This window comes from Mucilaginibacter limnophilus, assembly GCF_004005815.1.
Lineage (GTDB): Bacteria > Bacteroidota > Bacteroidia > Sphingobacteriales > Sphingobacteriaceae > Mucilaginibacter > Mucilaginibacter limnophilus.
The window spans coordinates 213815-240465 of record NZ_SACK01000003.1 but is presented as its reverse complement, the minus strand read 5'-3'; the positions used below and the strand labels follow the sequence as shown (position 1 = coordinate 240465).

Genomic DNA, 26651 nt, shown 5'->3' with positions numbered 1-26651 from the left:
AACAACCAAATTAACCTTCGCAATAATTAAACCCGAATTTATGTTTTATTGCTACTTTAAAAGATATACTGTACTAATCACCACAGCATTTTGTTTGCTTGTTCACAAGTCTTACAGCGCTGAAATTTCCGAACGAAAACCATATAGCACAGCTGCCGATACAATTAAAGGTATTGTTTTTGATGAGTTTGACCGTGAAATAAAAGGTGTAAAAATCACTAACACTGATAATGCCTCTGCAACGGCTGTATCTGGCGCTGATGGAAAGTTTACTATCGACGGAGTTGTGGGTAATAGCCTCTTGTTTAACCATCCTGATTATAATGTAGTTAAGCAAAAGGTAAAAGGGGATAGCCTTAGCGTGCGGCTGGTAAAAACTTACCTGAAACAACCCGACACGATAGATGTACTATATGGAAAAATCTCGGCCGGAAATAACCTTGGCGCAATCGCCACTATTTATACAAATCAAATAACTACAGTACCGGCAACAATTTTCCCTTATGCATTAGCGGGTCGTTTACCGGGTATGTATGCTACACAGACATCTGGCTACCGAAGCGTTAATCAAACCGATGCTTTAACTGGGACGTTCGTTGGTTCAATACCTACTTCTACCGGTTTGCCGGAGCCCAGTGATAACAACGAGTTTAATTTAACGCTGCGTGGACAAAACGGGCCTGTAACCGTAATTGACGGTGTACAACGCGAGTTTTCATCATTAGAATTTGAAAACATTGAATCGATATCTGTGCTTAAAGATGCACTTTCAACCATATTGCTTGGCCAGCGCAGTTCAAAAGGTATATTGTTGATTACGACTAAGAAGCCGGTTGCAGGGCCGCCTCGTATATCATTCACAGCCCAAACTGCTATACAGCAGCCGTTAAAGTTACCAACACCGCTGCCGGCCTACCAATATGCCTACTTATATAATGAAGCCCTTCAAAACAACGGCAGTGCACCGGTTTATACTGATGAAGACTTTAATGCTTACCGCAATGGCAGCGATCCGGTAGGTCATCCTGATGTAAACTGGTTTAACACTTTACTGCGTAAAAGCTCGCCAATGCGTAAATACAATTTAAGTGTTGATGGCGGTAGCAATAAGGCGCGTTACGTGGTGTCTTTAGGCTACCTTAATCAGCAGGGTATGTTTAAGGACTATAAAAAAGAGAATTACAACACCAATACTGAGTTTAGCCGCTATACTATTAACACTAATGTTGATGTAGATCTTAGCAATAAGTTTAACGTGTCGTTGCAATTGTTTGGCCGCATACAAACTGGTAATCAGCCGGGCGCCACTACCGGCACTATTTTAAGCGGTTTGTACAATACACCCAATAACGCTTACCCCATTTACAATAAAGATGGAAGTTATGGCGGCACAAATGATTTTAAAACAAACTTATTTAGCCAGTTAACACAATCAGGATATAAAATTGACAACACTCGTGACGTCATGGTCAACCTTGACCTAACCTATAAATTTGACGATTTTGTTAAAGGGTTATGGGCTAAAGTAAAGGGTAATTTATCCACCGGCGAAAGCTCTGTAACAGATAGGAGCAAAGCTTCATCCGTATATGAGCAGATTATAACTGCCAATGGCGATACTATTTACAACAGGTACGGTAATCCTACAGATCAAGGAAACAATTTTGCATTGGTATCAAGCTCTCAGTTTTGGTATGCACAACTATCAACAGGTATAGACAGGTCTTTCGGCTTAAATAACGTCTCTGTTATGTTAATGGCCGACCAGCGCCGCGCAACCGTAAATTTTGACTTACCGGGTACTTACACAAATATAGCCGGCAAAGCCACCTATAACTATAATGACAAGTATTACGCTGAGGCAGCACTGAACTACAGCGGGTACGACCGTTATGAGCCTGGTAAACGTTTTGGCTTGTTCTATGCAGCCGGACTTGGATGGAAGCTATCTGAAGAGAATTTCATAAAAGATAATGCATCGTGGATAAATTTATTAAAGTTACGTGCTACATATGGCCAAACCGGTAATGCTAACATCGGTTATTACACCTACCGCACTTCGTATGAGAGCGGTAACGAATACCTTTTTGGCTCAGACAACCCGCCGATAACAGTTGGCGGACTACGCGAAAAGCAAACATTGGTTACCGTAGGTGCCACATGGGAAAAAGCACGCAAGCTTAACGTGGGTATTGATCTGAATATACTTAACAACAGCTTGCAGTTCAGCGCTGATTTTTATCGCGACAGGTATTTTGACCTGATGCAACAACGCGGAACCAGTTCATCACTGATAGGTGCAGTTTTTCCAAGCGAAAACGTCGGCATTAACCTTTATACCGGGGCAGAGCTATCGGTTACCTATCAAAATCATCATAACGATTTCAATTATTTCATCACCGCCAACGGCTCTTTGGAGCAATCAAAAGTGATTTTTGCTGATGAGATTCAACGTGTTAACAACTTTAACCGCCGTACCGGCCAGGCAGTTGGCAGGAATTTCGGTTTTATAGCAACCGGTATTATACAAACAGAAGAAGAAGCCGCTAACAGCCCTTCTATTGAAGGTTATACGTTGAAACCTGGTGATTTAAAGTTAGCCGATCTGGATAATAACGGCGTTATTAATGATTACGATCAAACGCCTATTGGTACCGGCAAGCCACGATTGTATTATGGTACTACACTGGGTTTTAGCTACAAAGGTTTTGACTTTAGCGTACTGTTTCAAGGTGTAGGCAACCGGGTTATCAACCAGTATTTTCAGTTAGATGCTAACAGACAAGGCTTCACTGATTTGTTAGGCCGCTGGACACCCAGTAATGCACAAACTGCCACGCTACCAAGACTGGTTATTGGTTCGAACTTGAATAACACACCAAGTTTTGGTGTAATAGGGCGCACGTTTTACCAGCAATCAGGTAATTACTTCCGCATAAAGAATGTGGATATAGGCTACAATTTTCCAAACAAGCTTGTCAGTCGCATTGGCATCACAGGATTGCGGGTATTTGTAAACGGTTTGAACCTATATACATTTTCAGGTAACGATAGCATAGACCCTGAGCTAAATGGTGCCGTGTATCCTATCCAAAGGGTATTCAATACCGGTGTTAACATTAAATTATAACGTAATGAACAGCATGAAAAATACCTTTTTATACTTATTCTCATTAATTGCGTTCCTTTCTGTTTTCAGTACTTCATGCAAAAAAAGTCTTGAAGCGGAGCCGTTAGAGCAGTTATCGCCCGATTATGTTTGGGATACGCAAGATTCTGCAGGTGTAAATGCCTCTCGTGTACTAAATGATATTTATAGCGAAATACCTAACGGTGGAAATAGGGTGTTTTCTTTTACCTCTACCGAACCAGGAAGTGATTTTTTAGATGCCGCTACCGATGATGCCGTATCATCATACCCTTCTGCTACGTCTGTTGAGCAAATAGCTACTGGTACCGGTATAACACCATTCCGTAATTTGGAATCAAGTACTGACATATGGGCAGGAAGTTACAGGGCCATTCGTAAGGCAAATATTTTTATGGCAAACATTGATAAAGTGCCGCTTGCCGGAACCATATCAGGAAACCGGCCATTACGATCGGCCTGGAAAGCGGAAGCAAGATTTCTAAGAGCCTTATTTTACTTTGAATTAGTAAAACGGTGGGGTGGGGTGCCAATAGTAGGCGACGAGGTAAGGCAAATTACTGATGATGTGTTGTTGCCCCGCAACTCCTTTTCTGATTGTGTTGAATATATTGTTAAAGAATGTGATGCTGCAAAAGACAGCTTACGATACGACCCGATAGATAACTCAAATTTCGGCCGCGTAACACGTGGTACCGCAATGGCTTTAAAGGCGCGCGTGTTGTTATACGCTGCCAGCCAATTATACAACGGTGGTAATATTGGCCAGAATGCCGAGCAGCGCTTGGTGGCGGGTTATGAAAGCGAACAGGCATCAAGATGGAAACGTGCTGCCGACGCGGCGGCAGATATAGTTGCGCTAAACGTATTTAACTTACAGAGCGACTTGGTAAATACCTTTATAGTAGCCAATAATAATGAAGTTATTTTCGCCCGTAATAATGGGTATAGTACGGCTTATGAAACTGCAAACGGTCCTATAGGCTTTACCGGTAATGCCACAGGCAACAGCCGCACCAGCCCAACGCAAGAATTTGTTGATTGCTTTACCATGAAGAATGGTAAACCAATTACCGACCCTACCTCAGGCTACAACCCAAACAATCCTTACGTTAACCGCGATCCAAGGCTTGACTCAACAATATTGCATGAGGGTTCAAGGTGGTTAAGTACCACTATTGAAACTTTCGAAGGTGGTCGTAATAAACCTGGCGGCAGCAAAGTGCAAACTAAAACAAGCTATTACCTGCGTAAATTCATGGGGCATTTTAAAAATCAAACAGTTTACTCGGCACATCCACGAAATTTTGTGATGTTCAGATTGGCCGAAGTGTATTTGAATTATGCCGAAGCTGAAAATGAATTTTCGGGACCAACACCCAACGTATATAATGCCCTATATGCCATTCGCAAAAGAGCAGGGATATCACCAGGGTCAGGCGATTATGGTATACCCGCCGGCCTTAGTAAGGATGCGATGCGTGAAATTATTCGAAATGAGCGTCGTGTTGAGCTTGCCTTTGAAGAACACCGTTACTGGGATATACGACGCTGGAAAATTGCTGCCGATCTGGCTAAAAATCCGCTTCACGGCTTAAGGATCACAAGGTCTGAAGTTGTTGGCAGTATCAACGGAACTAAAGTTGAAGTACTGAAGCCGTTCTTCGAAACGAAAATGTACCTGTACCCGATTTCCCAAGCTGAAAGGGATAAAAACAAAAACCTTATTCAAAATCCGGGATGGTAAATAAAATACCTGTCGCAATTATAAATATGGCTCAACCAATTATGAGAAAATTAATACGTTTAGTACAGATTGTTATATTTTTTATCCCGATAGTTGCTTATTCACAACAAGCTGCGGTTACCGGGGTAGTAAAAGACGCTTCAGGATCACTACCGGGCGTTACCGTAATTGAAAAAGGACTGCCCACGAACGGTGTGAGTACTGACGCGGAAGGGAAATTCAAAATTATTTTAAAAGGAAATTCTAATGTGCTTGTGTTTCGTGCTGTTGGATATGTAACACGTGAGATAAAAGTTGCCAACACCACTTCATCTATAGAAGTTAAATTACAAACCAGTGCCCAGGGGCTTGATGAAGTTGTGGTTGTGGGCTATGGTACTCGTACACGTATTACCAATACGGGCGCAGTAAGTACCATATCTGCTGATAAGATCAGAAATATACCAACTTCAAGTGTTCAAAACACACTTGCCGGACGTGTTCCCGGATTTTTCTCACAGCAGCGTTCGGGCCAGCCGGGTAAAGATGCTTCAGACTTTTTTATACGTGGCGTAAGCTCGCTTAACGCCGACGGTAACCGCCCGCTGATAGTGGTGGATGATATTGAGTATACCTACGAGCAGTTGTCGCAAATTAATGTAAACGAAATTGAAAACATATCAATACTGAAGGATGCGTCTACCACTGCAATTTACGGTATTAAAGGGGCAAATGGTGTGTTGGTAGTACGAACCCGCAGGGGCACTATTGGCGACCCGAAAGTAACAATACGCGTAGAAACAGGATTGCAAACACCGATAAAAAAACCAGTGTTTTTAGATTCGTACAATACGGCTGTCCTACGCAACGAGGCGTTAAGTAATGATGGTTTCCCTGCCCAATTTTCGCAAAATGATCTCGATCTGTTTAAAAGCGGCGCCGACGAGTTTGGCCATCCTGACGTAAATTGGTATAATGAAATATTTAAGCCCAGGGCCAGCCAGTCAAATGCTAATATTGACATATCCGGCGGTACACCCCGAGCTAAATATTTTATATCGGGAGGGGCCTTTACACAAGACGGTGCTGTTAAAGATTTTGCAACGGAAAGAAGCGAAGTAAACAGTAATTATTTTTATAAACGATACAATTTTCGTACAAACCTTGACTTGCAGGCAACCAAAACTCTTACATTCAGGGTTGACCTTACCGGCAGATTTGGGGAGATTAATGAGCCGTACGCCGCGAGTAACTTGTTAGGAGAGATTTATAACTATGAGCGTACTACGCCATATGGCGCACCTTTTCTCAATCCAAACGGAAGTTATGCTTACAACAGGTATTCTACCAATTATTTGCCCACCATTAACAGCCGTTTAGCTACGCAGGGTTATAACCGAACAAGAAGAACAGATTTTAATATTTTGCTCGAAGCAAATCAAAAGCTGGATGTTATAACATCAGGTTTATCGGCTAAAGTACGTGTTTCTTACGCAAGCACTTCTGACATATATCGCGGTTTAACTCGCGAAACAAATATTCCTGTTTACCTTTACACACCAGCAACAGGTTCAAGAGCCGAATCTTACGTGCGCCCACCAGGTGGCCCATTTGTGCTTTCTCAGTTTTTTTTGCGTGCGGGTAACAGTAATTCATACAAATCAGTTAACCTGCAGGGCTTTATCAATTACGACCGTACTTTCGGTAAAAACCATGTTTACTCGTTGTTGCTATATAACAGGAACAGCCAGAATAATAAATCGGACCTGCCTACTAACTACCTTGGTTATAGCGGGCGTGTAGGTTACGAATTTGACCAAAAGTATCTGTTTGACGTTAACGTTGCTTACAACGGTTCAGACAGGTTTGCCAAACATTTTGGTTTATTTCCTGCTGTATCAACAGGTTGGAATATCTCAAGGGAAAAATTCTTTAAAAACAATATAAAATTTGTAAGCCTTTTAAAGATACGGGGTTCATACGGCTTGGTTGGTTCAGACGCTACGCCGGGTAACAAATACCTGTATCAGCAAACTTACAGCCGTGGTGGCAGCTATAAATTTGGCGAAAGCAGTGTTGATTTTGTAGGTATCCTTGAAGGTGCCCTTGGCAATTCTTTCGTTACGTGGGAAAAGCAGCGTCAAATGGATATCGGTATCGATTTGAACGCATTTAATGATAAAATCACCCTCACTGCCGATTACTTTCGCAACGTAAGATACGATCAGTTGGTTGACCGTAAATCGGTATCAGAAGCATTAGGTGTAGGATTACCTAAAGAGAACCTGGGCAAGGTACTTAACCGTGGTTTTGACGGAACTATTACTTACAATGGGGCTATACATGCTGTGCAGTATAATGTGGGTGTTGTATTTTCATACGCCAAGAACAAAATTTTATATTTTGACGAGCCCGCGCCTGATTATCCCCGGTTATTGGAAACAGGCCGTCCGCTTGGTCAGCCGTTTGGATATACCTGGATAGGTTTTTATAAGGACGAGGCAGATGTAGCCAACAGCCCTAAACCCGCTACCGGGCAGGCCAAACCGGGCGATTTAAAATATGCTGATTTAAATGGAGATAATATTATTGACCAAAAGGATAAAGGCGCTATTGGCAAACCAAATTTGCAAAATCTAACCTTTGGATTACCAATAGGTGTGCATTACAAAGGTTTTGATGCAAACATCTTAATCCAGGGCTCATTAAATTACAGCCTTATCTTAACTAACCAGGCAATTGAACCTTTCCAAAGCCAGTTACAGCCTATCCATCAGCAAAGATGGACGCCACAAACAAGTGATATTGCACAGTTTCCCAGGTTGACCACTATCAGGAATACTATTAATAGCCCATCTGCTTACCCGTCAGACTTTTGGCTTATAGATGCGCAATTTATAAGGCTTAAAACTGTCGAGTTAAGTTATTCCCTTCCAGAAAAGTTACTGCCTTTTAAAATTGATAACGCTCGGATTTATTTAAGTGGCTATAACCTGTTGACCTGGACAAACTATTCACTTTATCAGCAGGACCCAGAAGTGGCAAGTAACTCAGTTGGGGATTCATATTTAAACCAACGGGTTGTAAACCTTGGAGTACAGCTTGGATTTTAGCATAAATCTCTATAAGAAAGGAAAAGTTCAATTGTCTTAAACTACTATTAAACAAGAATAACAATCATAATTAAAATGAATCAATTAAATAAGAGTAGTTTGTATGCCTCTTCGGCGCGTAACTCTGTACATTTTACTGCCCGGGTTTTTCTTTTCTTTTTGGCAGTTGTATTCGCTCTGTTTGTGCAAGGCTGCTCAAATAAAACTATGCGGAAAGTTTCTCCGGGTAAAAAAGCATTTTCAGCCAAAATATTTAAACAGAATGACAGGGTAATGTTTGTAGGCAACAGCATAACCCATGGCGGACGTTACCATGATTATATATGGTTATATTATATGACACGCTTTCCCAATCTCCGTTTTACCATTCTAAATGGTGGTGTCGGGGGGGATATTATAGCCAATATCAACAACCGTTTGGAGGAAGATATTTTTACTAAAAAACCTAATACTATTATCCTGACGTTCGGCATGAACGATTCAGGTTATTTCCAATACATGACATCTGACGTCGCTAAGGTTTCAGACAGGTTGGTTTTCCAATCCGACAGCGCGTTTAAATTGGTTATCAATAAACTTAATCAGCATCCCGAGATCAAAAAGATTCTGATGTCAGGCTCGCCATATGATCTTACCACCACGGGCGTGAAGAATGAAGGTTGGAAACCAAAATCTGCTACTTTCGAAAGAATAGTACAAATTCAGATTGCAGCGGCTAAAGCTAATAACTGGCCATTTGTAGACATCTATCATCAGATGGAACAACTGAACAACGAGAACCAGAAAACCGATCCTAACTTTACCCTGAGTGGTACAGGTGACAGGATCCACCCTGAATCATACGGACACCTGGTTTGGGCATATCTTTACCTATGTGACCAGGGCCTTAAAGGCTTACCGGTTGCAGACTTCACCGTGGATGCAGCGCAAAAGCGAACCACCGAAACAAGTAACTGCACCATTAATAATATAGCCGGCGATCAAAATAACCTAAGTTTTAATTACTTGGCTAAATCATTGCCTTTCCCAATTGATGAGGAAAAGCACAATGGGGATAAGCAAGCCGCGTCGGCCGCTTTAAAATACATCCCCTTGATGGATGATCTTAACCGGGAAATGCTGCGAGTTAAAAATCTTACGGGCAAAAATTATGAGCTAAAAATTGATGGAAAGCTCATGGCACGTTTCGCAGCTGCAGATCTGGCTAACGGCATTAATATGGCTATGATAAAAACTACTCCTCAATATCTACAGGCCATGCAAATTCTTAAACTGAATGAAGAGCGGGGCACAGTAGAACGTGAAACACGGGATTATGCTGTTCAGGTATATAATTTTGCCCGTGCTAACGGCATAAAAAACGACCAGGATACTGCGTCCTGGGCTAAAATGCGGGAATTGAAAAAGACCAATGGATGGATCAACAATGATCTATATGAGCGTGGCAGTAATCCGGCAACACAAAAGGCGTGGCAGGATAAAATGGATGGTTTGATAAATCATATTTATGCCAGTAACAAACCGGTGAACCATAAAATTGAGTTGATAAAAGTTGATTGAAACAATCTGAACAGAACAGATGAGTATATATTTAACACAAGTCCACCCTATAAGAATTTATCGATTTTTATTTTTATGGTTAATATTATTCAGCCCTTTCGCTTCCATTGCACATGTTGCATCTGTTGATTCGGTGGTTAGGTTCAGTCTGGCTTCGCCTTTACAAAGCAATATGGTTATTCAGCAAAATAAGCCATTTAAAATATGGGGGCATATAAAAGCCGGGGAAACCGTTATTATAAAAGCTGATTGGCAGGAAAATGGTGTTACCGTTAAAAGCGATGCTTCAAACAAATTTTTAGCATTAATAAACGTACCGGCAATAAAGAGGGGCGACTATACCAAACACAACATTAAAATAACGGCCGGTAAAGAGGAGATAGTGTTAGCAAACTTGCTTATAGGTGACGTATGGTTTTGCAGCGGGCAGTCTAACATGCAATTTGCTATGCGCGAGGTAGAGGGTGCTCAGACGGCGATGAAGGCAGCCGATAAACCTAACATACGCGTATTGGGTGTTAAATTCAGCTGGCACGACAAGCCTTCTGAAACTTTTGAAGGTAAATGGCAGGAATGCTCTCCTGAATCAGTACGTGAGTTTAGTGCGATAGGATACTTTTATGCAGCAGAGTTGCAAAATAAACTTGATATACCGATAGGCGTTATTTATTCGGGTGTTGGCGGATCAGTAGCCCAGGCGTATGTAGCGGAAGACGTATTAGCAGCAGATTCGTTATTGAAAGAAACCTACCTCACCCCGTTTCACAAAGGCGATGCATATACCAAAAGTGATCTTAACAAGTTCACCTTCGGAACCACTTCATACCCTTACCTCATCTATAATGGTATGATCTATCCATTCCAAAATCTTTCTATTAAGGGGTTTTTATGGTATCAAGGGGAGTCAAATCGTTCAGAAAGAGAAAGTTATGTGCGTTTAACAAGCACTTTAATAACAAGTTGGAGGGAAAGGTTTGCGCAGGGCGATCTGCCATTTTATTACGTGCAGGTAGCGCCGTACGCTTATCAAAAAATGGACTCGACATTGAATGACTACGCTTTTTTCAGGGAGAAACAAGAGCAATTGTCGCGAGTGAGCAATACCGCTATGGTGGTAACTATGGATGTAGGCGACCCGAACGATATTCACCCCAAGAATAAGCAACCGATTGCGTTACGTCTTGCGAGGGTAGCCCTTAACCTAACTTATAACCAGCTTAATGTAATCTATAAGGGTCCCCATTTTAACTATGCTGTATACAACAAAAATAAAGTAGTGATACATTTTGAACCAGGAACAGTAACAGGTGGTTTAAAAACCAATGATGGTTTAGCTCCCAAATATTTCTTTGTAGCGGCTGACGATCAAAAGTTTCACGAGGCTAATGCACAGATTGTAGGAAATACTATAGTATTAACCTGTAAAAATGTAAAACGTCCGGTAGCAATACGCTACGCCTTTACTAATTATCCGGTAACGAACTTGGAAAATGCAGAATGCTTACCGGCCGTTCCATTTCGAACAGACAGTTGGCAGGAGCCTGATAATAGAGCAACACAGTGATTTAAACAATTATTTGGCTGCTAGGCTTATTTGGACCAGGCTTATACGTTATGACAGCAATAATAACTAGTAATTAAACTTGAAGATAACTATGTACAGGACTTACAATATCATTGTTAACTAATAGCATGTTTGTGCAGGATAAAAACTTGTAAAAGTATAAATACTTTGCTTGGCACAGATTCAACCACGCCTGGTGCATTGGTAAAACAATGGACAGCCAGTGGTAGTACACATCAGTAACGGAGTAACGGCTATTTCAAGTGCCATGATAAATTAATCCGGGTATTTTTTTAACATTTTAAATAAAGTCACAACAATTATTAATGTGGCAAAGCGAACTAAAAAGACTCTTTTAGAACGCTAATTGTGTCACCGTTGGACGCTTTTAATATTATTTTAAGAAGAAACTAATAAAGCGGCATTTCTTTGAGAATATGAAATTTAAAAAAATACTATTATGTATCTCCTTGTTGACTGTTACATTAGTTGCAAAAAGCCAGCAACAACCTCTTTACAAAGATGGAGGCAAAAATATAGACGAGCGTATTAACGACCTTGTGCATCGTTTAACACTTGAAGAAAAGATTGGCCTTTTAGGTTATCAAAGTAAAGCAGTGCCACGTTTGGGTATACCTGCATATAACTGGTGGAATGAAGCTTTGCATGGTGTGGCACGCGCAGGAGAAGCAACCGTGTTTCCGCAGGCTATTGGTATGGCGGCCAGTTTTGATGACGATTTGTTATACCAGGTGGCTGCCACCATTTCTACGGAGGCAAGGGCAAAATTTAATATCGCCGTTGCTAAAGGCGACCATTTGCAGTATATGGGCCTTACATTCTGGTCACCTAACATTAATATTTTTCGTGACCCGCGTTGGGGAAGGGGACAGGAAACATATGGGGAAGATCCTTATTTAACAGGACGTATGGGCTCTGCATTTGTAAAAGGGATGCAGGGCGATGATCCTTTGCATCTCAAAACATCGGCCTGCGCCAAACATTTTGCCGTGCATAGCGGGCCGGAAGCCGGTCGTGGGGCATTTAACTCAGTGATTGATGAGAAAGACTTGCGTGAAACATACCTGCCTGCATTTCATCAACTGGTAAATTCAGGTGTCGAATCGGTAATGGGCGCCTACAACCGTGTAAACGGCGAACCAAGCAATATCAGCAATACACTTTTGGGAATACTTAGAAATGAGTGGGGTTTTAAAGGTCACTTAGTTACTGACTGCGGCGCGCTTGATGATATATGGCAAAATCATAAAGTACTAAAAAGTCGTGTTGAAGTAGCGGCCGCTGCAATAAAGGCAGGGGTGAATTTAGATTGCTCAACCCTTTTGCAAAGTGAGGTAATAGAAGCAGTGAAACAAAATCTGCTAACTGAAAAAGAGATTGACAACTCGTTGAAGAAATTACTGGCCACCCAGTTCAAGCTTGGTTTTTATGATGACAACTTAAATTCGGCATATGCATCATATAACGCTGATAGTGTGAGGTCGGCATACCATATAGAACTAGCACGTAAAATGGCTGCCGAGAGTATGGTGCTGCTTAAGAATGATAATAACGTATTGCCGATTAATAAAGATAAGGTAAAAAATATTTTTGTTACCGGCCCGAATGCTTTTAATGCTGATGTGCTATTAGGAAACTACAGGGGAATATCGCCAGAGATGGTCACATTTACCGAAGGTATAACCAAAGCCGCCGGACCTGGCATTAGCGTAATTTACGAAATAGGAAGCGATCTTATTGATTCAACCCGATTTGGTGGTATAGCCAATGCTAACGCCAGTGACGTTACTTTCGTCTTTATAGGATTATCGCCCATGATGGAAGGAGAAGATGGTGACGCCTTTTTATCAAATAACGGTGCTGATAGGGCAAATTTGGGTTTTCCGGCTGTAAACATAGCCTTATTAAAAAAGATTCGTGCATCTACAAAAAAGCCAATTGTAGCTGTTGTTACCGCAGGCAGTGATATTGATATTGCGCAAATCAATCAGTATGCCGACGCAATCTTGCTCGCATGGTACCCGGGTGAACAGGGTGGTAATGCTTTGGCAGATATAGCCTTTGGCAGGATATCACCATCAGGACATTTACCGGTTACATTTTACAACAAACTACAGGATCTGCCCAAATACAGCGATTACAATATGAAAGGACGCACGTATAGATACTTTACTGGACCTGTTCAATACCCCTTTGGTTATGGTTTAAGCTATACCACATTTAACTACAAATGGGCGAGTAAGCCTCAAAAAAGTTATAAGAAAGGACAGCATCTATCTTTCAACGTTGATGTAGAGAACACCGGTACTATGGATGCCGACGAGGTTTTGCAAACCTATATTTCATTTCCTGACAAAACCCGTATGCCAATTAAGGAGTTGAAGCAATTTAAGCGTGTAAAGGTGGAAAAAGGTGCGTCGCACCAAGTAGCAATAGACATCTCTGTTGACGATCTGGCTAAATGGGATTTGGCAACGCAAAAGTGGATACTATATAAAGGAGACTATAAGGTGTATGTAGGTAGTAGTTCTGCTGACGTAAAGTTATCGTCAATCTTCAAGGTACTGTAGTTTACAATGAAATCCACCCATTCATTGTATTTTCTTAATTTATTTATACTTCGAAGTCTTTCAAATACATAGGAAGATAAAATTTAAAACTTCCTGATAGCTCAGTGTTTGTTTTTTTGTTAATTATTTGTAACCGAGAGTTCGCAACAATTGATTTTTAGCACTCCGGCACGTTACAAATTAGCTTTTTAATGCATCTTCTGAAATAATAAAATAATCTAAGCGTTCCCGTTTGGGAGCACCTTGACGATGTCCGGTCTTGATGACCGGACATCGTTTGTTACGCAGACATTGAAAATTACGGACAATGAGTGATTATCCCACCACAGGTAAAGAACCACCATCGATAGCATAAATGGTGCCCGTCAGGTAAGCAGCAGACGGTGACACCAGGAAGTGGACAAGCTGTGCAACTTCTTCTGGTTCAGCCATACGCCCCATAGGGATACCACCGGTTTGTGCCATTAGCTGTTTTATTCCTTCCTCTGGAGTAATGCCGGCAGATATTGCATAGCCATTTAAAAATTTGACCATAGTTTCTGTTCTGGTAGCGCCAGGTGCAACCGTGAGCACGCGTACACCTTTGTCGGCCAGCTCGGTAGCCAGCGCTTTGCTATAACTGTTCAATGCTGCTTTAGATACAGCGTAGGCCATGTTGAGGTTCCATAACGCCTGTTTCCCCGCTATTGAAGAAATATGGATGATCACGCCGCTTTTTTGTTTAATCATTTGTGGTAGTACTATTCTGTCGAGCCTTATGGCAGAGATTAGGTTCAAATCAAGTTCCTGGTTCCAGTGCACATCGGTAAGCGTGCTGTGGCCGCCGCCTGGAGTGGTTAGTCCGCCGACATTGTTAATCAGGATGTCGATCCCGCCAAAAGTATTTGCTATCTCTTTAGCAAGTGCAGCTACCTCGTTTGCATTGGTCAGATCTGCCGCAATAAAATGATGAGCCGTTTGTTCTGGTTTTGTCCTCGCGGTTACAATTACTGTTGCACCTGCTTCAGCCAGCTCGTCCGCAATTGCTTTTCCTATACCTTTGGTGCCACCGGTAACCAGTGCCCTTTTTTCTTTAAGATCCTTTAATTCCATGTACTTGTAATTCGATATTCTGAAACAACTGTTTCAGAATAGATTAAAAAAATTTATTTAGTTAATTGTTTAATAAAATACTGTGCCATCCGCTTAATCTTTACAGGGTCTTTGTGCAGGATATAAGATTCATACCATCCCGTCCAGGTGCTGTTGAAGTAATCAGCCAGCAGAGCGGGGTCTTCATCATCGCGAATTTCACCTTTATCCATCGCGTTTTTTATGAGGTCGTATAAGAACTGGTAAGAACGCTGGTCATCGGCTACTAATATTTGCTTTACGCGTTCGTCATTCGTGGCTACTTCAAATGCGCTTTTAACAGCCATACAGCTATCTTCGCCATTGATAATGATCTTCACTGCTTCATGAATATAGTCTACTAATACGGCTAAAGGTGACCTTTTACTCGCCAAGCGCTTATCCCAATCCTGTTTCCGGATATCGGTGTAGTGCTGCACACAACGCACAAACAGTTCCTGTTTGTCGCCAATAGTGTTGTACAGGCTGCTGCTGTTGATCTGCATGGCATCGGTCAGGTCACGAAGCGAAGTAGCGTTATAGCCCTTTTTCCAAAAGACTTCCATTGCTTTCTGGATCGCAAGCGTTTCGTTAAATTCTACATTTCTGGCCATGACAATTCAAAGGTAGGAAAATCTGAAACGCTTGTTTCAGATTTAAGTCATAATCCATTGGGCTAAGTTTTCCTGTCATTCGGCTAATTTTAAAAAGGCCATTCTGTTGATTTTTACATCAACAATCAAAGAGACATGAAAATCATATTGACAGGCTCATTAGGAAACATCGGTAAATTACTGGCACCCCAGCTTATTGCCCGTGGACATAAGCTTACCATCAGCAGTAATCCTGAACGCCGTTCTGAAATAGAGGACTTAGGCGCCAAAGCAGCGATCGGTCAAATGCAGGACTTAAATCTTTTGACTGAAACTTTTATCGGCGCCGACCTGGTATATCTAATGGAAACCATGGAATCAGTGGGTGATATGTTTGACCCGGATGTGGATTTTATTTCGGGGATCACAGCCATAGGCCAAAACTATAAAGCGGCGGTGCAGCTCAGCGGGGTTAAAAAGGCTATCCATTTAAGCAGCCTCGGCGCACACACCAACGAAGGTAATGGCATCTTGCTGTTTCACCACCGGGTCGAGCAGCTGCTGCAACAACTCCCTGTGGATATCGCTATCAAGTTTATTCGTCCGGCCGGCTTTTACCTCAATCTCTTTTCGTTCATACCCCTCGATCAAGAAGCACGGTAAGATCGTTTCCAATTATGGCGGTGACCAAAAAGAACCCTGGGTATCGCCGGCTGACATCGCTAATGTGATCGCTGAGGAAGTGGACCTGCCTTTTGCCGGACGCACCGTACGTTATGTGGCCAGCGATGAGGTGTCGCCAAATGAAGTGGCTGCCGCGCTGGGTGCGGCGATCGGCCAGCCTAACCTGCAATGGACCGTGATCTCCGGCGGAGAACTACTGAACAACTGGCTGAAGATCGGGTTCAATCCCCAGGTCGATCATGGTTTTGTGGAACTGCAGGCCAGCCAGGGCAGCGGCAAGCTGTACAAGGACTATGCATTGCACCGCCCTGTACTCGGAAAAGTTAAATTAGCGGGTTTTGCAAAAGAATTTGCCGAAGTTTACTTTTCAGAACAAGCATGAACAGGATCGGGCACATCAGGACACTTAGCGAATTTCACCGCACACGTGGGCTGGAACCACCTGCCCATCCCTTGATCAGCGTGATCGACTATGCTAAAGTGGACATCCTTCCGGAACTGCGGGACCGGAGCTGGCGATTCGACTTTTATTTCATTTCCCTTAAAAGAAATTTGTGCGGTAAGATCAAGTACGGGCAGCAGACGTATGACTTTGATGAAGGCGTTATGTTCTTTATCGGGCCCGGCCAGGTCTTTCGTATTGATCGTAAACCTGATCCGCTTTTGGAAAGGTCTGGCTGGATGTTGCTTATCCATCCTGACTTTTTCTGGAATACTGCTTTGGCAAGCGGAATAAAACGTTACGCTTATTTCGACTATGCTATTAATGAGGCCTTATTCGTTTCACAAAAAGAGGAACAAATACTGGAGGCTATCCTGGAACATATCTCCTTAGAATATCATGGCAACTTGGACACTTACAGCCAGCAGATTATCATCTCACAGATTGAGACCCTGCTGAATTACTGCGAGCGCTTTTATAACCGGCAGTTCCTGATCCGGAAGAAAACCAGTCACCATGTACTGGAAAAACTGGAGATATTACTTACTAAATATTTTGCGCAGGACGACCTCATTCATAAAGGCCTGCCAACGGTTGCGTACCTGGGTGAGCAACTGCATTTATCGCCCAAATACCTAAGCAGCCTGTTGCGAAGTGTAACAGGATTAAGCGCGCAGCAACATATTCACCAACAGGTGATTGAAAGAGCTAAATTGCAATTGAGCAAACCGGAATTGTCCATCGCCGAGATTGCCTATAGGCTGGGGTTCGGACATCCGCAGTCTTTCAGCAAGTTCTTCAAACGTGAAACCAAGTCGTCACCTGTGGCGTTCCGGCAGTCTTTTAACTGATATTATGATGAACGATATCCCATGGCACCAACTTTACGAACGCGCCGATTCCGGCGTCGAGATTGACCATTTCAAACCCGGAGACAGTTACAAAGAAGATGAACCCTTGGGTGCACACCGCGATGACCATTACATCTTTTTTCTGGTCGAATCAGGTAACGCGGAGCTAATGATCGACTTTCACGCGGTACCCTTAACGCCCGGGGAGATCTACTTTATCCTGCCTGGACAAGTGCATCACCGTATTAACGCCGAAATGGCTTATGGCTGGTACCTTGCCTTGGATACCAGCCTGCTGAACGCCGCGCAGCGGCAGGTCTTTGAGGAGCGGATGGTGCTGCAGCAGCCCATCGGCCTCAACACGGAAGAACAGCAACGCTTCCTGCAAATCCTCGGACCGCTTTACCGTCATTATCAGGAACAATCCGAACAACCTTTCTATCGCCCGATCTTATATAGCTTTATACAGGTATTTACCGGTATGGTGGCTGCCCTGTACCAAAGTGCCGAAACTACCGGCACTGCGTCAAACCGGAAGACACTACTGACCCAAGCGTTCAAGGCGCTGCTAACCGAAAAGCACAAAATACTGAAAAGTCCATCGGCCTATGCCGGATTGCTGAACGTCTCCACTGCTTACCTGAACGAGGCGCTTAAACAAACGACAGGTCTGCCTGTCAGCCACTGGATCATTCAAGAGTTAATGCTGGAAGCCAAACGTCTGTTATACTATACCAACAGCACGGTTAAGGAGATTGCTTTTCAGTTGGGCTACGCGGACCATACACATTTTTCGCGTTTGTTCAAAGAACAGGTTGGGCAGACGCCGCTGGCGTTCCGGGCCGCTTACCGCGAATAGTCCAATCAATGCCCCGATGACTGTCTTGATGAATAGCCGGCGCGGCCGTTCCTTTGTGTTATGGAAACAATGACATTCAACCCTTTCAAAAAGGCCGCCCGGTTGCTGAGCGACCGGCTTCTGCACAGTGGCAGCGTGCTGGATGTGCGTCACTGGGCCGGAGCAGAAATGACCGAGATCGACCTGCATCTTCCTGAGGCCGATATGCTCCAATGGCAGGATGTACCCTATATAAAATTCCGGGTCGGGCCATTTGCCTACAGGGATTATACCCCTTTCGGGTGGGATGCTGATACGTCGACCTGTTCATTACTGGTGGACACCGGGCACAAGGGGGCAGGCAGCGACTGGGCCAAACAGTTGAAGGTGCAAGATAGGGTGCAATACGTGAAGGTAGATTTTACACGTCAAAGTCCGCACCCGACCGATCTCGTGGTAGGACTGGGCGACAGCAGCAGTTTGGCACACTTGCTTGCGTTACGGCAATTGACCCTGCCGCAGAGCCGGTTTGATGCTGCTGTCATATTCAATAATCCGGCACAGGCGGAATTGCTGCAGGATTATTTTGGTGTAAAGTTCGCCAACTTTAATAATTTGCAGCAGTTTGCCATATGGTTGGCGGAACAGCCCTACTGCCAACAGCATTCGAGATTCTATATTACCGGCGGCAACAGCCTGGTGACCGGCTTGCGGCAGGAACTGCGCGGCAGAGGTTTTGGACAGATCAGGGTAAAAGGATTTTGGAATTAAGTAATAACAATGTACAACGACACTATGAAAAATATATTGATTACGGGTGCCAATAAAGGCATCGGTTTTGAAACCGCCAAACAACTGGCCGAACAAGGACACCGCGTTTTTATTGGCAGCCGGGACGCCGAAAAGGGTGAACAAGCCGTTGCCAAATTAGCCCAACAAGGGTTGGCTGTGGAATTGCTGACGATCGATATTGGCGACAGCTATTCAGTAATACAGGCTCTGGAACAATTGGAGCGGCGCATCGAGGCTTTGGATGTGCTCATCAATAACGCCGGTATCGCAGGCAATATGCCGCAAGACTTTGTAAATGGCTCCATTGAAAACCTTCGCCTAATCTTTGAAACCAACTTTTTTGGAACCGTACAGACTACCCGCGCGTTCCTGCCGCTTCTTAAAAAATCGACGGCGGCGCATATCATCAACGTTACGAGTGAAGTCGCTTCAATCACACTGCGGACTGCAACTGGCAGGAACCTCAACCGCGATAAGTACAATGCCTACGGCGCTTCCAAGACCGCGCTCAATGCCTTTACCGTGATGCTGGCCAACGAGCTGCAGCCTTACGGCATCCGCGTCAATAGTGTCACGCCAGGCTATACGGCAACTGATCTGAACCAATTCCAGGGTGCGAAAACACCTGAACAAGGTGCCTGGCCCATTGTTAAGCTAGCCAATGAAACGGACGAGCGCGTAACCGCTAAGTTCTTTAATGATGGTGGTGAAGTGCCCTGGTAACTCTCTTTATCTGGCGATCGCTATCTTTTTCCGCAGTTTGGCTAAGTAATGCCCCGATTTCACTACGCCGTAGAGTCAGAGACTGATGAACTTTGCTTAAATCAAAATTTAATCAATAGTAAAATGAAACAGTCACAAACTCCCATTATTAGCTTTAGTCCGGTTGTATTACCCGTTCACGGCCGTCACGTAGACCTTGAAATAAAAGTATCTGCTCCTGCAAGCGGAAATAACCTGCCGGTCATTCTCCTTTCACACGGGCATGGCGCCTCAAACTTTCTCTCTTCATATAGGGGTTATGGCCCCATTGTCGATTTTTTTGCCACAGAAGGATTTGTTGTCATTCAGCCTACTCATCAAAATTCTAAAGCACTTGGGCTTTCTTCATCCCTTCCTGAAGCACCGCTGTTTTGGAGTTCGCGGCCAGCAGACATGAAATTTATCCTGGATCATTTGGACGAAATTATTTCCGCTGTACCAGGATTAGCAGGAAGAGTTGAGAAAGCAAAAATTGCTGCTATCGGCCATTCTTTAGGCGGCCATACCGTTGCCATGCTGGCTGGCATGGAAGTGACAGATCCCTCAACAGGTAAAATAGTGAATTTAACAGAACCACGGATAAAAGCACCTGTAATGATTGGCTTGCCTGGCGGTCCTGAGGGATTGAATGGAGCAGCAAGGCATCATTACCCTGTAATGGCAGCTTCCAATTTTGCCTCTATGGCTTTACCAGCGCTCATTGTCAATGGAGACAAAGACAAAACCTCATGTTCTCAGACTTGGACAACTGGCGTGCGAACGCTTATTATCAAAGTCCCGGCCCTAAAGACCTGCTGACCGTGTTTGGCGCAGAGCACATCTTTGGCGGCATATCAGGTTATGATGCCCTCGAGACAAGTGATGAGGATCCGGAGCGTGTTGCCTTTGTATGTAAAAGCATTCTTGCATATATTCGGAGTACATTCGACCCGAATGATCCAAGTTGGGAACAAGCAAAGAAAAGCCTAAACGGCGTACAGGGTGCATTAGGCAGTATAGAAAGTAAATGATAAACAGACAATATGAAGAATGAGATGTCTAACCATAGATTCGATTCTTTATCGAGGTTGCATAAGGCGCTGGGTATGCCGGCGCCAATGCACCCCTTGACAAGGTGAAAACAAAATACCCGCAAGTTCGGCTGGTATTAATGGGTATGGAACTGCCCTCGTTTATTCCAGGTGCCCATGCAGCAGAGTTCCGTGTCATTTTTAAAACGCTGTCTTTGCGAAACAACATGGCCTACGTCCCTTTTTTCCTGGAAGGAGTTGCAGGTCAGGTGCACCTCAACCTTCGTGACGGCTTGCATCCTTCTGCCGCTGGTTATAAAGTTATTGCCGGAAAGGTATGGCCTGTTATTAAGTCGGTATTGTAGATGATATAAGAAAACGCAAAATGTCTATACTACTCATACGCATCCTGTTATTCTGCTGCATACCTGTTGGTATATTCATATTAGTAAAAGGGATTAAACTGATCAGGCGGTCGTTTTATGGGACGGTATTTTTGGAAATAGCTTATTCAGAAGGAGGCGGGCGTTTTACATTAATTGAGGCCGGCAGTTTTTCGATTTGGCTTAAAGCGCCTTTATTGAAAAGAGTAGCCCTCGATAAGTATAAGCCCCAGATTTATAATGTTGCAACAGGTGAGGAACTGCACCTGTCTTATTCCATTACCGGGATGCATGCCAATGGCTTTTACGAAGGGAGACAGGAAATTTTTACCTTCTCAGCCGAACCCGGTGAATACCAGTTACAACTGATTAAAGGCAGCAGCCTGTCCGGCTTACAAAGTATTATAACCAGGCTGATGCCGTCGGGCGACAATATTGACCTGTCTAAACATTTTTTGCAGGTACGAGAAACCCAGCCCGCTATCCTTGCTTTTCTGGCCATTCCAATAATCATATTAGGCGTTGGCGGTATCATCGGCGGCTTTGTATTGGGCTTGTTGGCCGACCAGGTATTCAAATAATATGATGTCAGAAGATTGTATTACATTAATTGATGATCTCTCCTTTATTATTGGCCAGCCTTTCGCGCCATTGCTGTAACTGTTCCGGTGTTTGCCGCTGCCAATTGGTTACCTCGCCAATGATCTTCAAAGGATACTGAGTGCGATAGGAACGGGTGGGATTGCCTGGGAACTTTTTGTTAGTCACATTAGGATCATCCTCAAATTTGCCGGAAGGCTCAACGATATAAACACGTTCCCGGCCGTTGCCCCTGGCCAGGGCTGCAGCAAGACCCGCCCCGTTGATGAGGGCAGTGAAGTAGATGTGGTTCATTACCAGTTCCGGCTGATAGTTGGACCTCCAACCGGCTGTCAACACATCACCTATCTTAAGGTCTGCTCTGGTGCCATGATAAAAAGGCCCTTTATCCGAGGGGACGCTTACAGATGCTAACGATAAATCTTGCTGCTTATTTGCTTGCTCAATGTCGCCCAGTTGTTTATAGCATTCCGCTATTCTCGCGTAAAGTTGAGGTAATGTGCCTTTCACAGCATCGTCATTTAACTTTAAAGCCAATCGCAAGGCAGTACTATACCAATTTAATTTCCCCGTTTCATCTGTCTGTCGACGGGTTACGTACCAGGCGGCCATAAACTTTTCAAAGTCATTGGTCGCTTCTATCCAGGCCTGCAGAAAAATTTTACCGGCCTCTTCATATTTACCAGCTTCTTCCAGATGCATACCCTGCATACAAAGCTGTACGATGCGATTATCGGGGCTAAATTCCATATCTGTTTCTCGGAAAATTGTAGTTTCTTTTCTAAAATAGTTCACATAAACGTTAAAAAACAAGGGTTTGAAATATATTTTTCCAAGTGCACTACAATACTGTTTTGAACGTTATCTTCACAAATACCTTCACCGGCAATGCCGGTAGCGGCCCCACTGGTATTTTAAAATTAGCTTAAAAAAGGCAAGGACATTTTATAAAGCTATTGAAAAAGGGGGGGGTAGGTGTGGCCTCAATACTTAAACATATGGCAAAGCTAATCACTGCTGTTTTATTGGGATCATTATCTGAAGTTATTCCAATCAAAAGCTTATTTAGTTTGCTCAATTTGCTTTAAGCTATCCATCTTTTTGTAGGCCAGAAATCCCTTTATATCCTCAAAGTGTTCACGCACGCGTTTATTACCAAACTCAAACACTTTTTTAACTAATCCGTCAAGGAAGTCACGATCGTGAGACACAAGGATCAGTGTGCCGTCAAAATCCTTCAAAGCGTCTTTAATGATGTCCTTTGTTTTCATGTCCAAATGGTTAGTCGGCTCATCCAGTATTAATACGTTCACAGGCTCCAGGAGTAATTTAATCATGGCCAAACGTGTTTTCTCGCCGCCGGAAAGCACTTTAACCTTTTTGGTGGTATCATCGCCGCTAAACATGAAAGCGCCAAGCAAATCCTTGATTTTAATAGTATTGTCGCTTAAAGGAATCTGATCGATGGTTTCAAATACTGTTAAATTCTCATCCAATAAAGCCGCCTGATTTTGAGCAAAGTAGCCAATTTTCGCATTATGGCCGACCTTTAATGTTCCTTCAAAATCGGTCTCACCCATAATGGCTTTGATCATTGTTGATTTACCTTCGCCATTTTTACCGACAAAGGCCACTTTTTCACCCCGCTCTATCACCATAGACGCTTTTTCAAATACCACATAATCGCCATATTTCTTTGTCAAGTCTTCAACGACAACCGGATATTGGCCGGAACGCGGCGAGGGGGGAAACTTTAAGCGCAGGGCCGAAGTATCCACTTCATCCACCTCAATAATCTCGAGCTTTTCAAGCATCTTAACGCGCGACTGCACTTGCAGGGTTTTGGAGTAAGTACCTTTGAAACGCTCTATAAATTCCTGATTATCGGCAATAAAGCGCTGTTGCTCTTCATAGGCTTTTAACTGGTGAACCCTGCGCTCGGCACGCAATTGCAGATAGTGGCTGTATTTGGCTTTATAATCATATATTCTGCCCATGGTGACCTCAATAGTACGGTTGGTTATGTTGTCAACAAAGGTTCTGTCGTGTGAGATGACCATAACAGCCTTCGCTGAATTGATAAGGAAATCTTCCAGCCATTGAATACTTTCAATATCCATGTGATTGGTGGGTTCATCCAGTAATATCAGGTCGGGTTTTTTTAACAGAATTTTTGCGAGTTCGATACGCATGCGCCAGCCGCCCGAAAACTCAGAAGTATGGCGGGTAAAATCCTCACGTTCAAAACCTAAGCCTTTCAACACTTTTTCCACTTCCGCATCATAATTGACTTCTTCCTGAGAATAGAATTTCTCGCTGAGTTCCGATACGCGCTCTATAAGCTTCATGTATTCATCGCTATCATAATCGGTGCGGGTATTTAATTGTTCATTTACTTCATCCAATTCTTTTTGCATTTGAGCAGCCTCGTCAAACGCTTTCATCGTTTCTTCAAATACCGTAACATGATCATGCGTGAGCAAATGCTGCGGTAAGTAAGCAATAACCACATCCTTAGGCCCGGTTACGTTGCCCGAAGTAGGTTTGGCCGCACCAGAAATTATCTTGAGTATCGTTGACTTTCCTGCACCGTTCTTGCCCATCAGGGCTATTTTATCATTCTCGTTGATAGAAAAGGTAACATCACTAAATAGTGTGGTTCCGCCAAATGAAACGGAAATATTGTTGACATTGATCACAGTATCGAATATTAAATCGGGCGCAAAGATAAAGGAAAAGACCTATGACACGTTTACAATTTTCCAGAATGAAACCTTGCGTACTGTAACAGTAAGCATTCGGCGAGCAGTTTTAGCCAGTTTCCTAATGTGTGAAAATGAAGTGTCCTGGCCTAACGTCAAACAGTTGTCCGAGCTAAATGGCCACTATCTGATATTCTAAAACAACTTTTGCATGTTTTGTTAAAACGGAATCTTGCTTTACCTGTTATAAAAAAACAGACTATGAACGAAAATCAAAAAATCAATTCAGAACATAACGACGAACTTAGTGGTAAACTGGAAACCGGAAATGATGTAAACACAGTAATTAAGCAACAAGGTGAAGATGCTGCTGCCGGTATTACCCTGGGCGCCGATGCTGCCAGATATGTGCAGGATCACCAAGAACAAGCAGGCAACGAAGCGGACGAAAACAAGGATTGATCAAGGGTTTTCTATCAGTCATTAATCCCAATTTCTGCTAAGGTTAGGCCATTACTGTTTATAACACGGGTAGCAATGAACTTACATAACGGACTGTATATATTTTACTGCATGCTATCAGAGGCGCATTAAGCAGGTAAACATTATCACAACAAGATGCATCATCACGATGGCACATAGCAAGCCATAATGCGGATTATAAATTGTTGTTTCTAATACGCGTATTGAATATGATAACTGAAATAAAAATTATACCATAAGCGGCCCATTGTAATGTATCAATAGGTTCGCTATATACTGTTACGGCAATGATGAAACCAATGATAGGGTTTATGTTAAGCAACATACCCACAGTGGATGAAGTCAGCCTTTTTAAGGCGTAAAGATTTAGAAACAAAGGTATAATTGTAAAACCCACTGCTATAATTGCAATATATCCATAAAAAACAGGGCTTACAGGCAGTGCGTTACTATATAACGGATAAAGCGGCAGTAAAAGCAGCGTTGAGACAACAAAGTGAAAGGTTAAAATTAATAATTTGTCAAATCCAACATTCCGGCGCTGACTAACCAGATAAAGCGCGTAAGAGATAGCCACTACAAGGCTATAAACCATATCCATTAAATGACCTATGCCAAGCAGCAAACATCCTGCTGCACTGAGGCCGATTGCTACCCACTGCAGCCTGTTAAGTTTTTCTTTAAGTATATAAAACGCAAGTGATGTCGTCAGGATAGGGCAGACCAGATAAGCAAGAGAGGTTGCTTTAATACTGATGTGGTTCATTACATAAATAAAGAAAAACCAATTTCCGGTCAGAAAAATACCACCGCCGACATTTAGCAGTACAGTACGTCTTCTTTCTTTTAAAGGCTGGCGTTTAAATAACCGGATATTTTCTGCTAACAAATGCCTGCGGGTTGTAATAATGAGGATTAGCATTATTCCAGTACATAAAAAAACCCGGTAAAATAAAATATCCAGCGATGGATATGTATGAAGCGGCTTTAGCACAAAGCTAAAAAAACCCCATATTGCAAAAGCGATAATACCTGCCGCATAATATCTGATATTGCTTTCTTGCACGTACTTTGTATTTTCCACTGCCGGCAAAGCTGTAAAAAAAATTTTACTACCTTATCATCATTGCGTAAAAGGAGACTTTTGAATGTCTATCTTTAAAAACTTATAACTACTATGAAATACATTTGGATAATTTTTATATTAATTGCAGGCAATTCTGTAAGCACTTATGCTCAGGATACTGTAAAAAAAGGTTCTTTTAAGGATATCAGTTTTATTGAAGGAAATTGGAAAGCTAGTATGCCCGAAGGCCGTATTATTGAAGCAGTTTGGCTTGCACCTGCAGAAGATAGTATGCTAGGCATGATGCGTATGATGAATGGTAAAAAAACAGATTTATATGAAATATTAGCTTATGAGTTAACAGAAAAAGGTTTAGTATCTCTTGTTAAGCATTTTAAGCCCGGGTTATTGGGACAAGAGGAAATAAATAATCCTAATCAATACTTGTTTGTGGAGGCTGGAAAAAACTACGCAATTTTTCAAAATATAAGTGGTGATTTGCGCATACTTTATGAAAAGCGTTCAATGGGCAAGTTTGCCATAGCCCGTGGTAATCAGGAAAACGGTAAATGGATTTTTAAAGATCTGTTTGTTTTTAATAAAGAATAGACAAGTTACAAATTAACATTGCTA

23 protein-coding genes are annotated in these 26651 nt (G+C 42.9%); 18 read left to right on the top strand and 5 right to left on the bottom strand.

Annotated elements, in window-relative coordinates:
* The first annotated feature begins 94 nt into the window (after window positions 1-94).
* The 6 genes from EOD41_RS10145 to EOD41_RS10120 all read left to right on the top strand — a co-directional run bounded on the left by EOD41_RS10145 (window position 95) and on the right by EOD41_RS10120 (window position 13702).
* Window positions 95-3130 (top strand): SusC/RagA family TonB-linked outer membrane protein, encoded by a 3036-nt coding sequence (locus tag EOD41_RS10145; protein ID WP_164849915.1) that lies wholly within the window; start codon window positions 95-97, stop codon window positions 3128-3130.
* Window positions 3131-3134: 4 nt separating this feature from the next.
* Window positions 3135-4895, top strand: coding sequence for a RagB/SusD family nutrient uptake outer membrane protein (locus EOD41_RS10140; protein ID WP_240663323.1), 1761 nt, complete (start codon window positions 3135-3137; stop codon window positions 4893-4895).
* A gap of 41 nt (window positions 4896-4936) precedes the next feature.
* Window positions 4937-7987, top strand: a complete 3051-nt coding sequence (locus tag EOD41_RS10135) for a SusC/RagA family TonB-linked outer membrane protein (RefSeq protein ID WP_127704695.1) — start codon at window positions 4937-4939, stop codon at window positions 7985-7987.
* A 75-nt stretch (window positions 7988-8062) separates the two neighbouring features.
* Window positions 8063-9547: an SGNH/GDSL hydrolase family protein gene (locus EOD41_RS10130; protein ID WP_127704694.1), complete on the top strand. Its 1485-nt coding sequence runs from the start codon at window positions 8063-8065 to the stop codon at window positions 9545-9547.
* 172 nt (window positions 9548-9719) lie between these two features.
* The gene (locus EOD41_RS10125; protein WP_164849914.1) at window positions 9720-11111 is read left to right on the top strand and encodes a sialate O-acetylesterase; all 1392 of its coding nucleotides are present in this window, start codon (window positions 9720-9722) and stop codon (window positions 11109-11111) included.
* Window positions 11112-11548: 437 nt separating this feature from the next.
* Entirely contained in the window at window positions 11549-13702 is a 2154-nt protein-coding gene (locus EOD41_RS10120) for a glycoside hydrolase family 3 N-terminal domain-containing protein (protein ID WP_127704692.1), read from the top strand.
* A 315-nt stretch (window positions 13703-14017) separates the two neighbouring features.
* Here the strand turns inward: EOD41_RS10120 and EOD41_RS10115 are convergent, their stop codons facing one another.
* Complete coding sequence (locus tag EOD41_RS10115; protein ID WP_127704691.1) at window positions 14018-14794, bottom strand: SDR family oxidoreductase; 777 nt, start codon at window positions 14792-14794, stop codon at window positions 14018-14020.
* 53 nt (window positions 14795-14847) lie between these two features.
* Window positions 14848-15426, bottom strand: coding sequence for a TetR/AcrR family transcriptional regulator (locus tag EOD41_RS10110; protein WP_127704690.1), 579 nt, complete (start codon window positions 15424-15426; stop codon window positions 14848-14850).
* A gap of 135 nt (window positions 15427-15561) precedes the next feature.
* Here EOD41_RS10110 and EOD41_RS20905 point away from each other — a divergent pair, with 135 nt between their 5' ends.
* From EOD41_RS20905 to EOD41_RS10075, 10 genes are all read left to right on the top strand, one after another.
* Window positions 15562-16068: an SDR family oxidoreductase gene (locus EOD41_RS20905; RefSeq protein WP_205780526.1), complete on the top strand. Its 507-nt coding sequence runs from the start codon at window positions 15562-15564 to the stop codon at window positions 16066-16068.
* Between the two features lie 64 nt (window positions 16069-16132).
* On the top strand, window positions 16133-16471 hold the full coding sequence (locus tag EOD41_RS20900) for a Rossmann-fold NAD(P)-binding domain-containing protein (RefSeq protein ID WP_205780525.1): 339 nt from the start codon (window positions 16133-16135) through the stop codon (window positions 16469-16471).
* Window positions 16468-17382 carry a helix-turn-helix domain-containing protein gene (locus tag EOD41_RS10100; protein WP_127704689.1) on the top strand — a complete coding sequence of 305 codons (915 nt, stop codon included), beginning with the start codon at window positions 16468-16470 and terminating at the stop codon, window positions 17380-17382. The genes EOD41_RS20900 and EOD41_RS10100 overlap by 4 nt, the downstream gene beginning before the upstream one ends.
* Window positions 17383-17386: 4 nt before the next feature.
* Window positions 17387-18241 carry a helix-turn-helix domain-containing protein gene (locus tag EOD41_RS10095; protein WP_127704688.1) on the top strand — a complete coding sequence of 285 codons (855 nt, stop codon included), beginning with the start codon at window positions 17387-17389 and terminating at the stop codon, window positions 18239-18241.
* A 60-nt stretch (window positions 18242-18301) separates the two neighbouring features.
* Complete coding sequence (locus EOD41_RS10090; RefSeq protein ID WP_127704687.1) at window positions 18302-18991, top strand: ferredoxin reductase domain-containing protein; 690 nt, start codon at window positions 18302-18304, stop codon at window positions 18989-18991.
* A gap of 9 nt (window positions 18992-19000) precedes the next feature.
* Window positions 19001-19735 (top strand): SDR family oxidoreductase, encoded by a 735-nt coding sequence (locus EOD41_RS10085; protein ID WP_205780524.1) that lies wholly within the window; start codon window positions 19001-19003, stop codon window positions 19733-19735.
* 123 nt (window positions 19736-19858) lie between these two features.
* Entirely contained in the window at window positions 19859-20572 is a 714-nt protein-coding gene (locus EOD41_RS10080; protein WP_205780523.1) for an alpha/beta hydrolase family protein, read from the top strand.
* Window positions 20573-20574: 2 nt separating this feature from the next.
* Window positions 20575-20784, top strand: a complete 210-nt coding sequence (locus tag EOD41_RS20895) for a hypothetical protein (protein ID WP_205780522.1) — start codon at window positions 20575-20577, stop codon at window positions 20782-20784.
* A 227-nt stretch (window positions 20785-21011) separates the two neighbouring features.
* Entirely contained in the window at window positions 21012-21149 is a 138-nt protein-coding gene (locus tag EOD41_RS20720; RefSeq protein WP_164849913.1) for an SGNH/GDSL hydrolase family protein, read from the top strand.
* A gap of 20 nt (window positions 21150-21169) precedes the next feature.
* Window positions 21170-21748 (top strand): hypothetical protein, encoded by a 579-nt coding sequence (locus EOD41_RS10075; protein WP_127704686.1) that lies wholly within the window; start codon window positions 21170-21172, stop codon window positions 21746-21748.
* A 25-nt stretch (window positions 21749-21773) separates the two neighbouring features.
* On the opposite strand, the gene arr is transcribed toward EOD41_RS10075, so the two are convergent.
* Together arr and EOD41_RS10065 are read right to left on the bottom strand one after the other, a co-directional pair.
* The gene (gene arr, locus EOD41_RS21240; RefSeq protein WP_394342466.1) at window positions 21774-22214 is read right to left on the bottom strand and encodes an NAD(+)--rifampin ADP-ribosyltransferase; all 441 of its coding nucleotides are present in this window, start codon (window positions 22212-22214) and stop codon (window positions 21774-21776) included.
* 614 nt (window positions 22215-22828) lie between these two features.
* Complete coding sequence (locus EOD41_RS10065) at window positions 22829-24466, bottom strand: ABC-F family ATP-binding cassette domain-containing protein (protein WP_127704685.1); 1638 nt, start codon at window positions 24464-24466, stop codon at window positions 22829-22831.
* A gap of 264 nt (window positions 24467-24730) precedes the next feature.
* On the opposite strand from EOD41_RS10065, the gene EOD41_RS10060 reads away from it, so the two are divergent.
* Entirely contained in the window at window positions 24731-24931 is a 201-nt protein-coding gene (locus tag EOD41_RS10060; RefSeq protein WP_127704684.1) for a hypothetical protein, read from the top strand.
* Window positions 24932-25127: 196 nt separating this feature from the next.
* Here the strand turns inward: EOD41_RS10060 and EOD41_RS10055 are convergent, their stop codons facing one another.
* On the bottom strand, window positions 25128-26018 hold the full coding sequence (locus tag EOD41_RS10055) for an EamA family transporter (protein ID WP_262707665.1): 891 nt from the start codon (window positions 26016-26018) through the stop codon (window positions 25128-25130).
* A gap of 111 nt (window positions 26019-26129) precedes the next feature.
* Between EOD41_RS10055 and EOD41_RS10050 the strand changes: the two genes are divergently transcribed.
* Complete coding sequence (locus EOD41_RS10050) at window positions 26130-26627, top strand: DUF6265 family protein (protein ID WP_127704683.1); 498 nt, start codon at window positions 26130-26132, stop codon at window positions 26625-26627.
* Window positions 26628-26651 lie beyond the last annotated feature (24 nt).

Bases quoted from the DNA above. Each gene is read 5' to 3' on its own strand.
- EOD41_RS20905 (WP_205780526.1), top strand. From the start codon at position 15,562: ATGAAAATCATATTGACAGGCTCATTAGGAAACATCGGTAAATTACTG.
- EOD41_RS10120 (WP_127704692.1), top strand. From the start codon at position 11,549: ATGAAATTTAAAAAAATACTATTATGTATCTCCTTGTTGACTGTTACA.
- EOD41_RS10110 (WP_127704690.1), bottom strand. From the start codon at position 15,426: ATGGCCAGAAATGTAGAATTTAACGAAACGCTTGCGATCCAGAAAGCA.
- EOD41_RS10060 (WP_127704684.1), top strand. From the start codon at position 24,731: ATGAACGAAAATCAAAAAATCAATTCAGAACATAACGACGAACTTAGT.
- EOD41_RS10130 (WP_127704694.1), top strand. From the start codon at position 8,063: ATGAATCAATTAAATAAGAGTAGTTTGTATGCCTCTTCGGCGCGTAAC.
- EOD41_RS10115 (WP_127704691.1), bottom strand. From the start codon at position 14,794: ATGGAATTAAAGGATCTTAAAGAAAAAAGGGCACTGGTTACCGGTGGC.
- EOD41_RS10140 (WP_240663323.1), top strand. From the start codon at position 3,135: ATGAACAGCATGAAAAATACCTTTTTATACTTATTCTCATTAATTGCG.
- EOD41_RS10075 (WP_127704686.1), top strand. From the start codon at position 21,170: ATGTCTATACTACTCATACGCATCCTGTTATTCTGCTGCATACCTGTT.
- EOD41_RS10080 (WP_205780523.1), top strand. From the start codon at position 19,859: ATGAAACAGTCACAAACTCCCATTATTAGCTTTAGTCCGGTTGTATTA.
- EOD41_RS20720 (WP_164849913.1), top strand. From the start codon at position 21,012: ATGGCCTACGTCCCTTTTTTCCTGGAAGGAGTTGCAGGTCAGGTGCAC.
- EOD41_RS10125 (WP_164849914.1), top strand. From the start codon at position 9,720: ATGGTTATTCAGCAAAATAAGCCATTTAAAATATGGGGGCATATAAAA.
- EOD41_RS10100 (WP_127704689.1), top strand. From the start codon at position 16,468: ATGAACAGGATCGGGCACATCAGGACACTTAGCGAATTTCACCGCACA.
- EOD41_RS10085 (WP_205780524.1), top strand. From the start codon at position 19,001: ATGTACAACGACACTATGAAAAATATATTGATTACGGGTGCCAATAAA.
- EOD41_RS10135 (WP_127704695.1), top strand. From the start codon at position 4,937: ATGAGAAAATTAATACGTTTAGTACAGATTGTTATATTTTTTATCCCG.
- EOD41_RS10095 (WP_127704688.1), top strand. From the start codon at position 17,387: ATGATGAACGATATCCCATGGCACCAACTTTACGAACGCGCCGATTCC.
- EOD41_RS10090 (WP_127704687.1), top strand. From the start codon at position 18,302: ATGGAAACAATGACATTCAACCCTTTCAAAAAGGCCGCCCGGTTGCTG.
- EOD41_RS10050 (WP_127704683.1), top strand. From the start codon at position 26,130: ATGAAATACATTTGGATAATTTTTATATTAATTGCAGGCAATTCTGTA.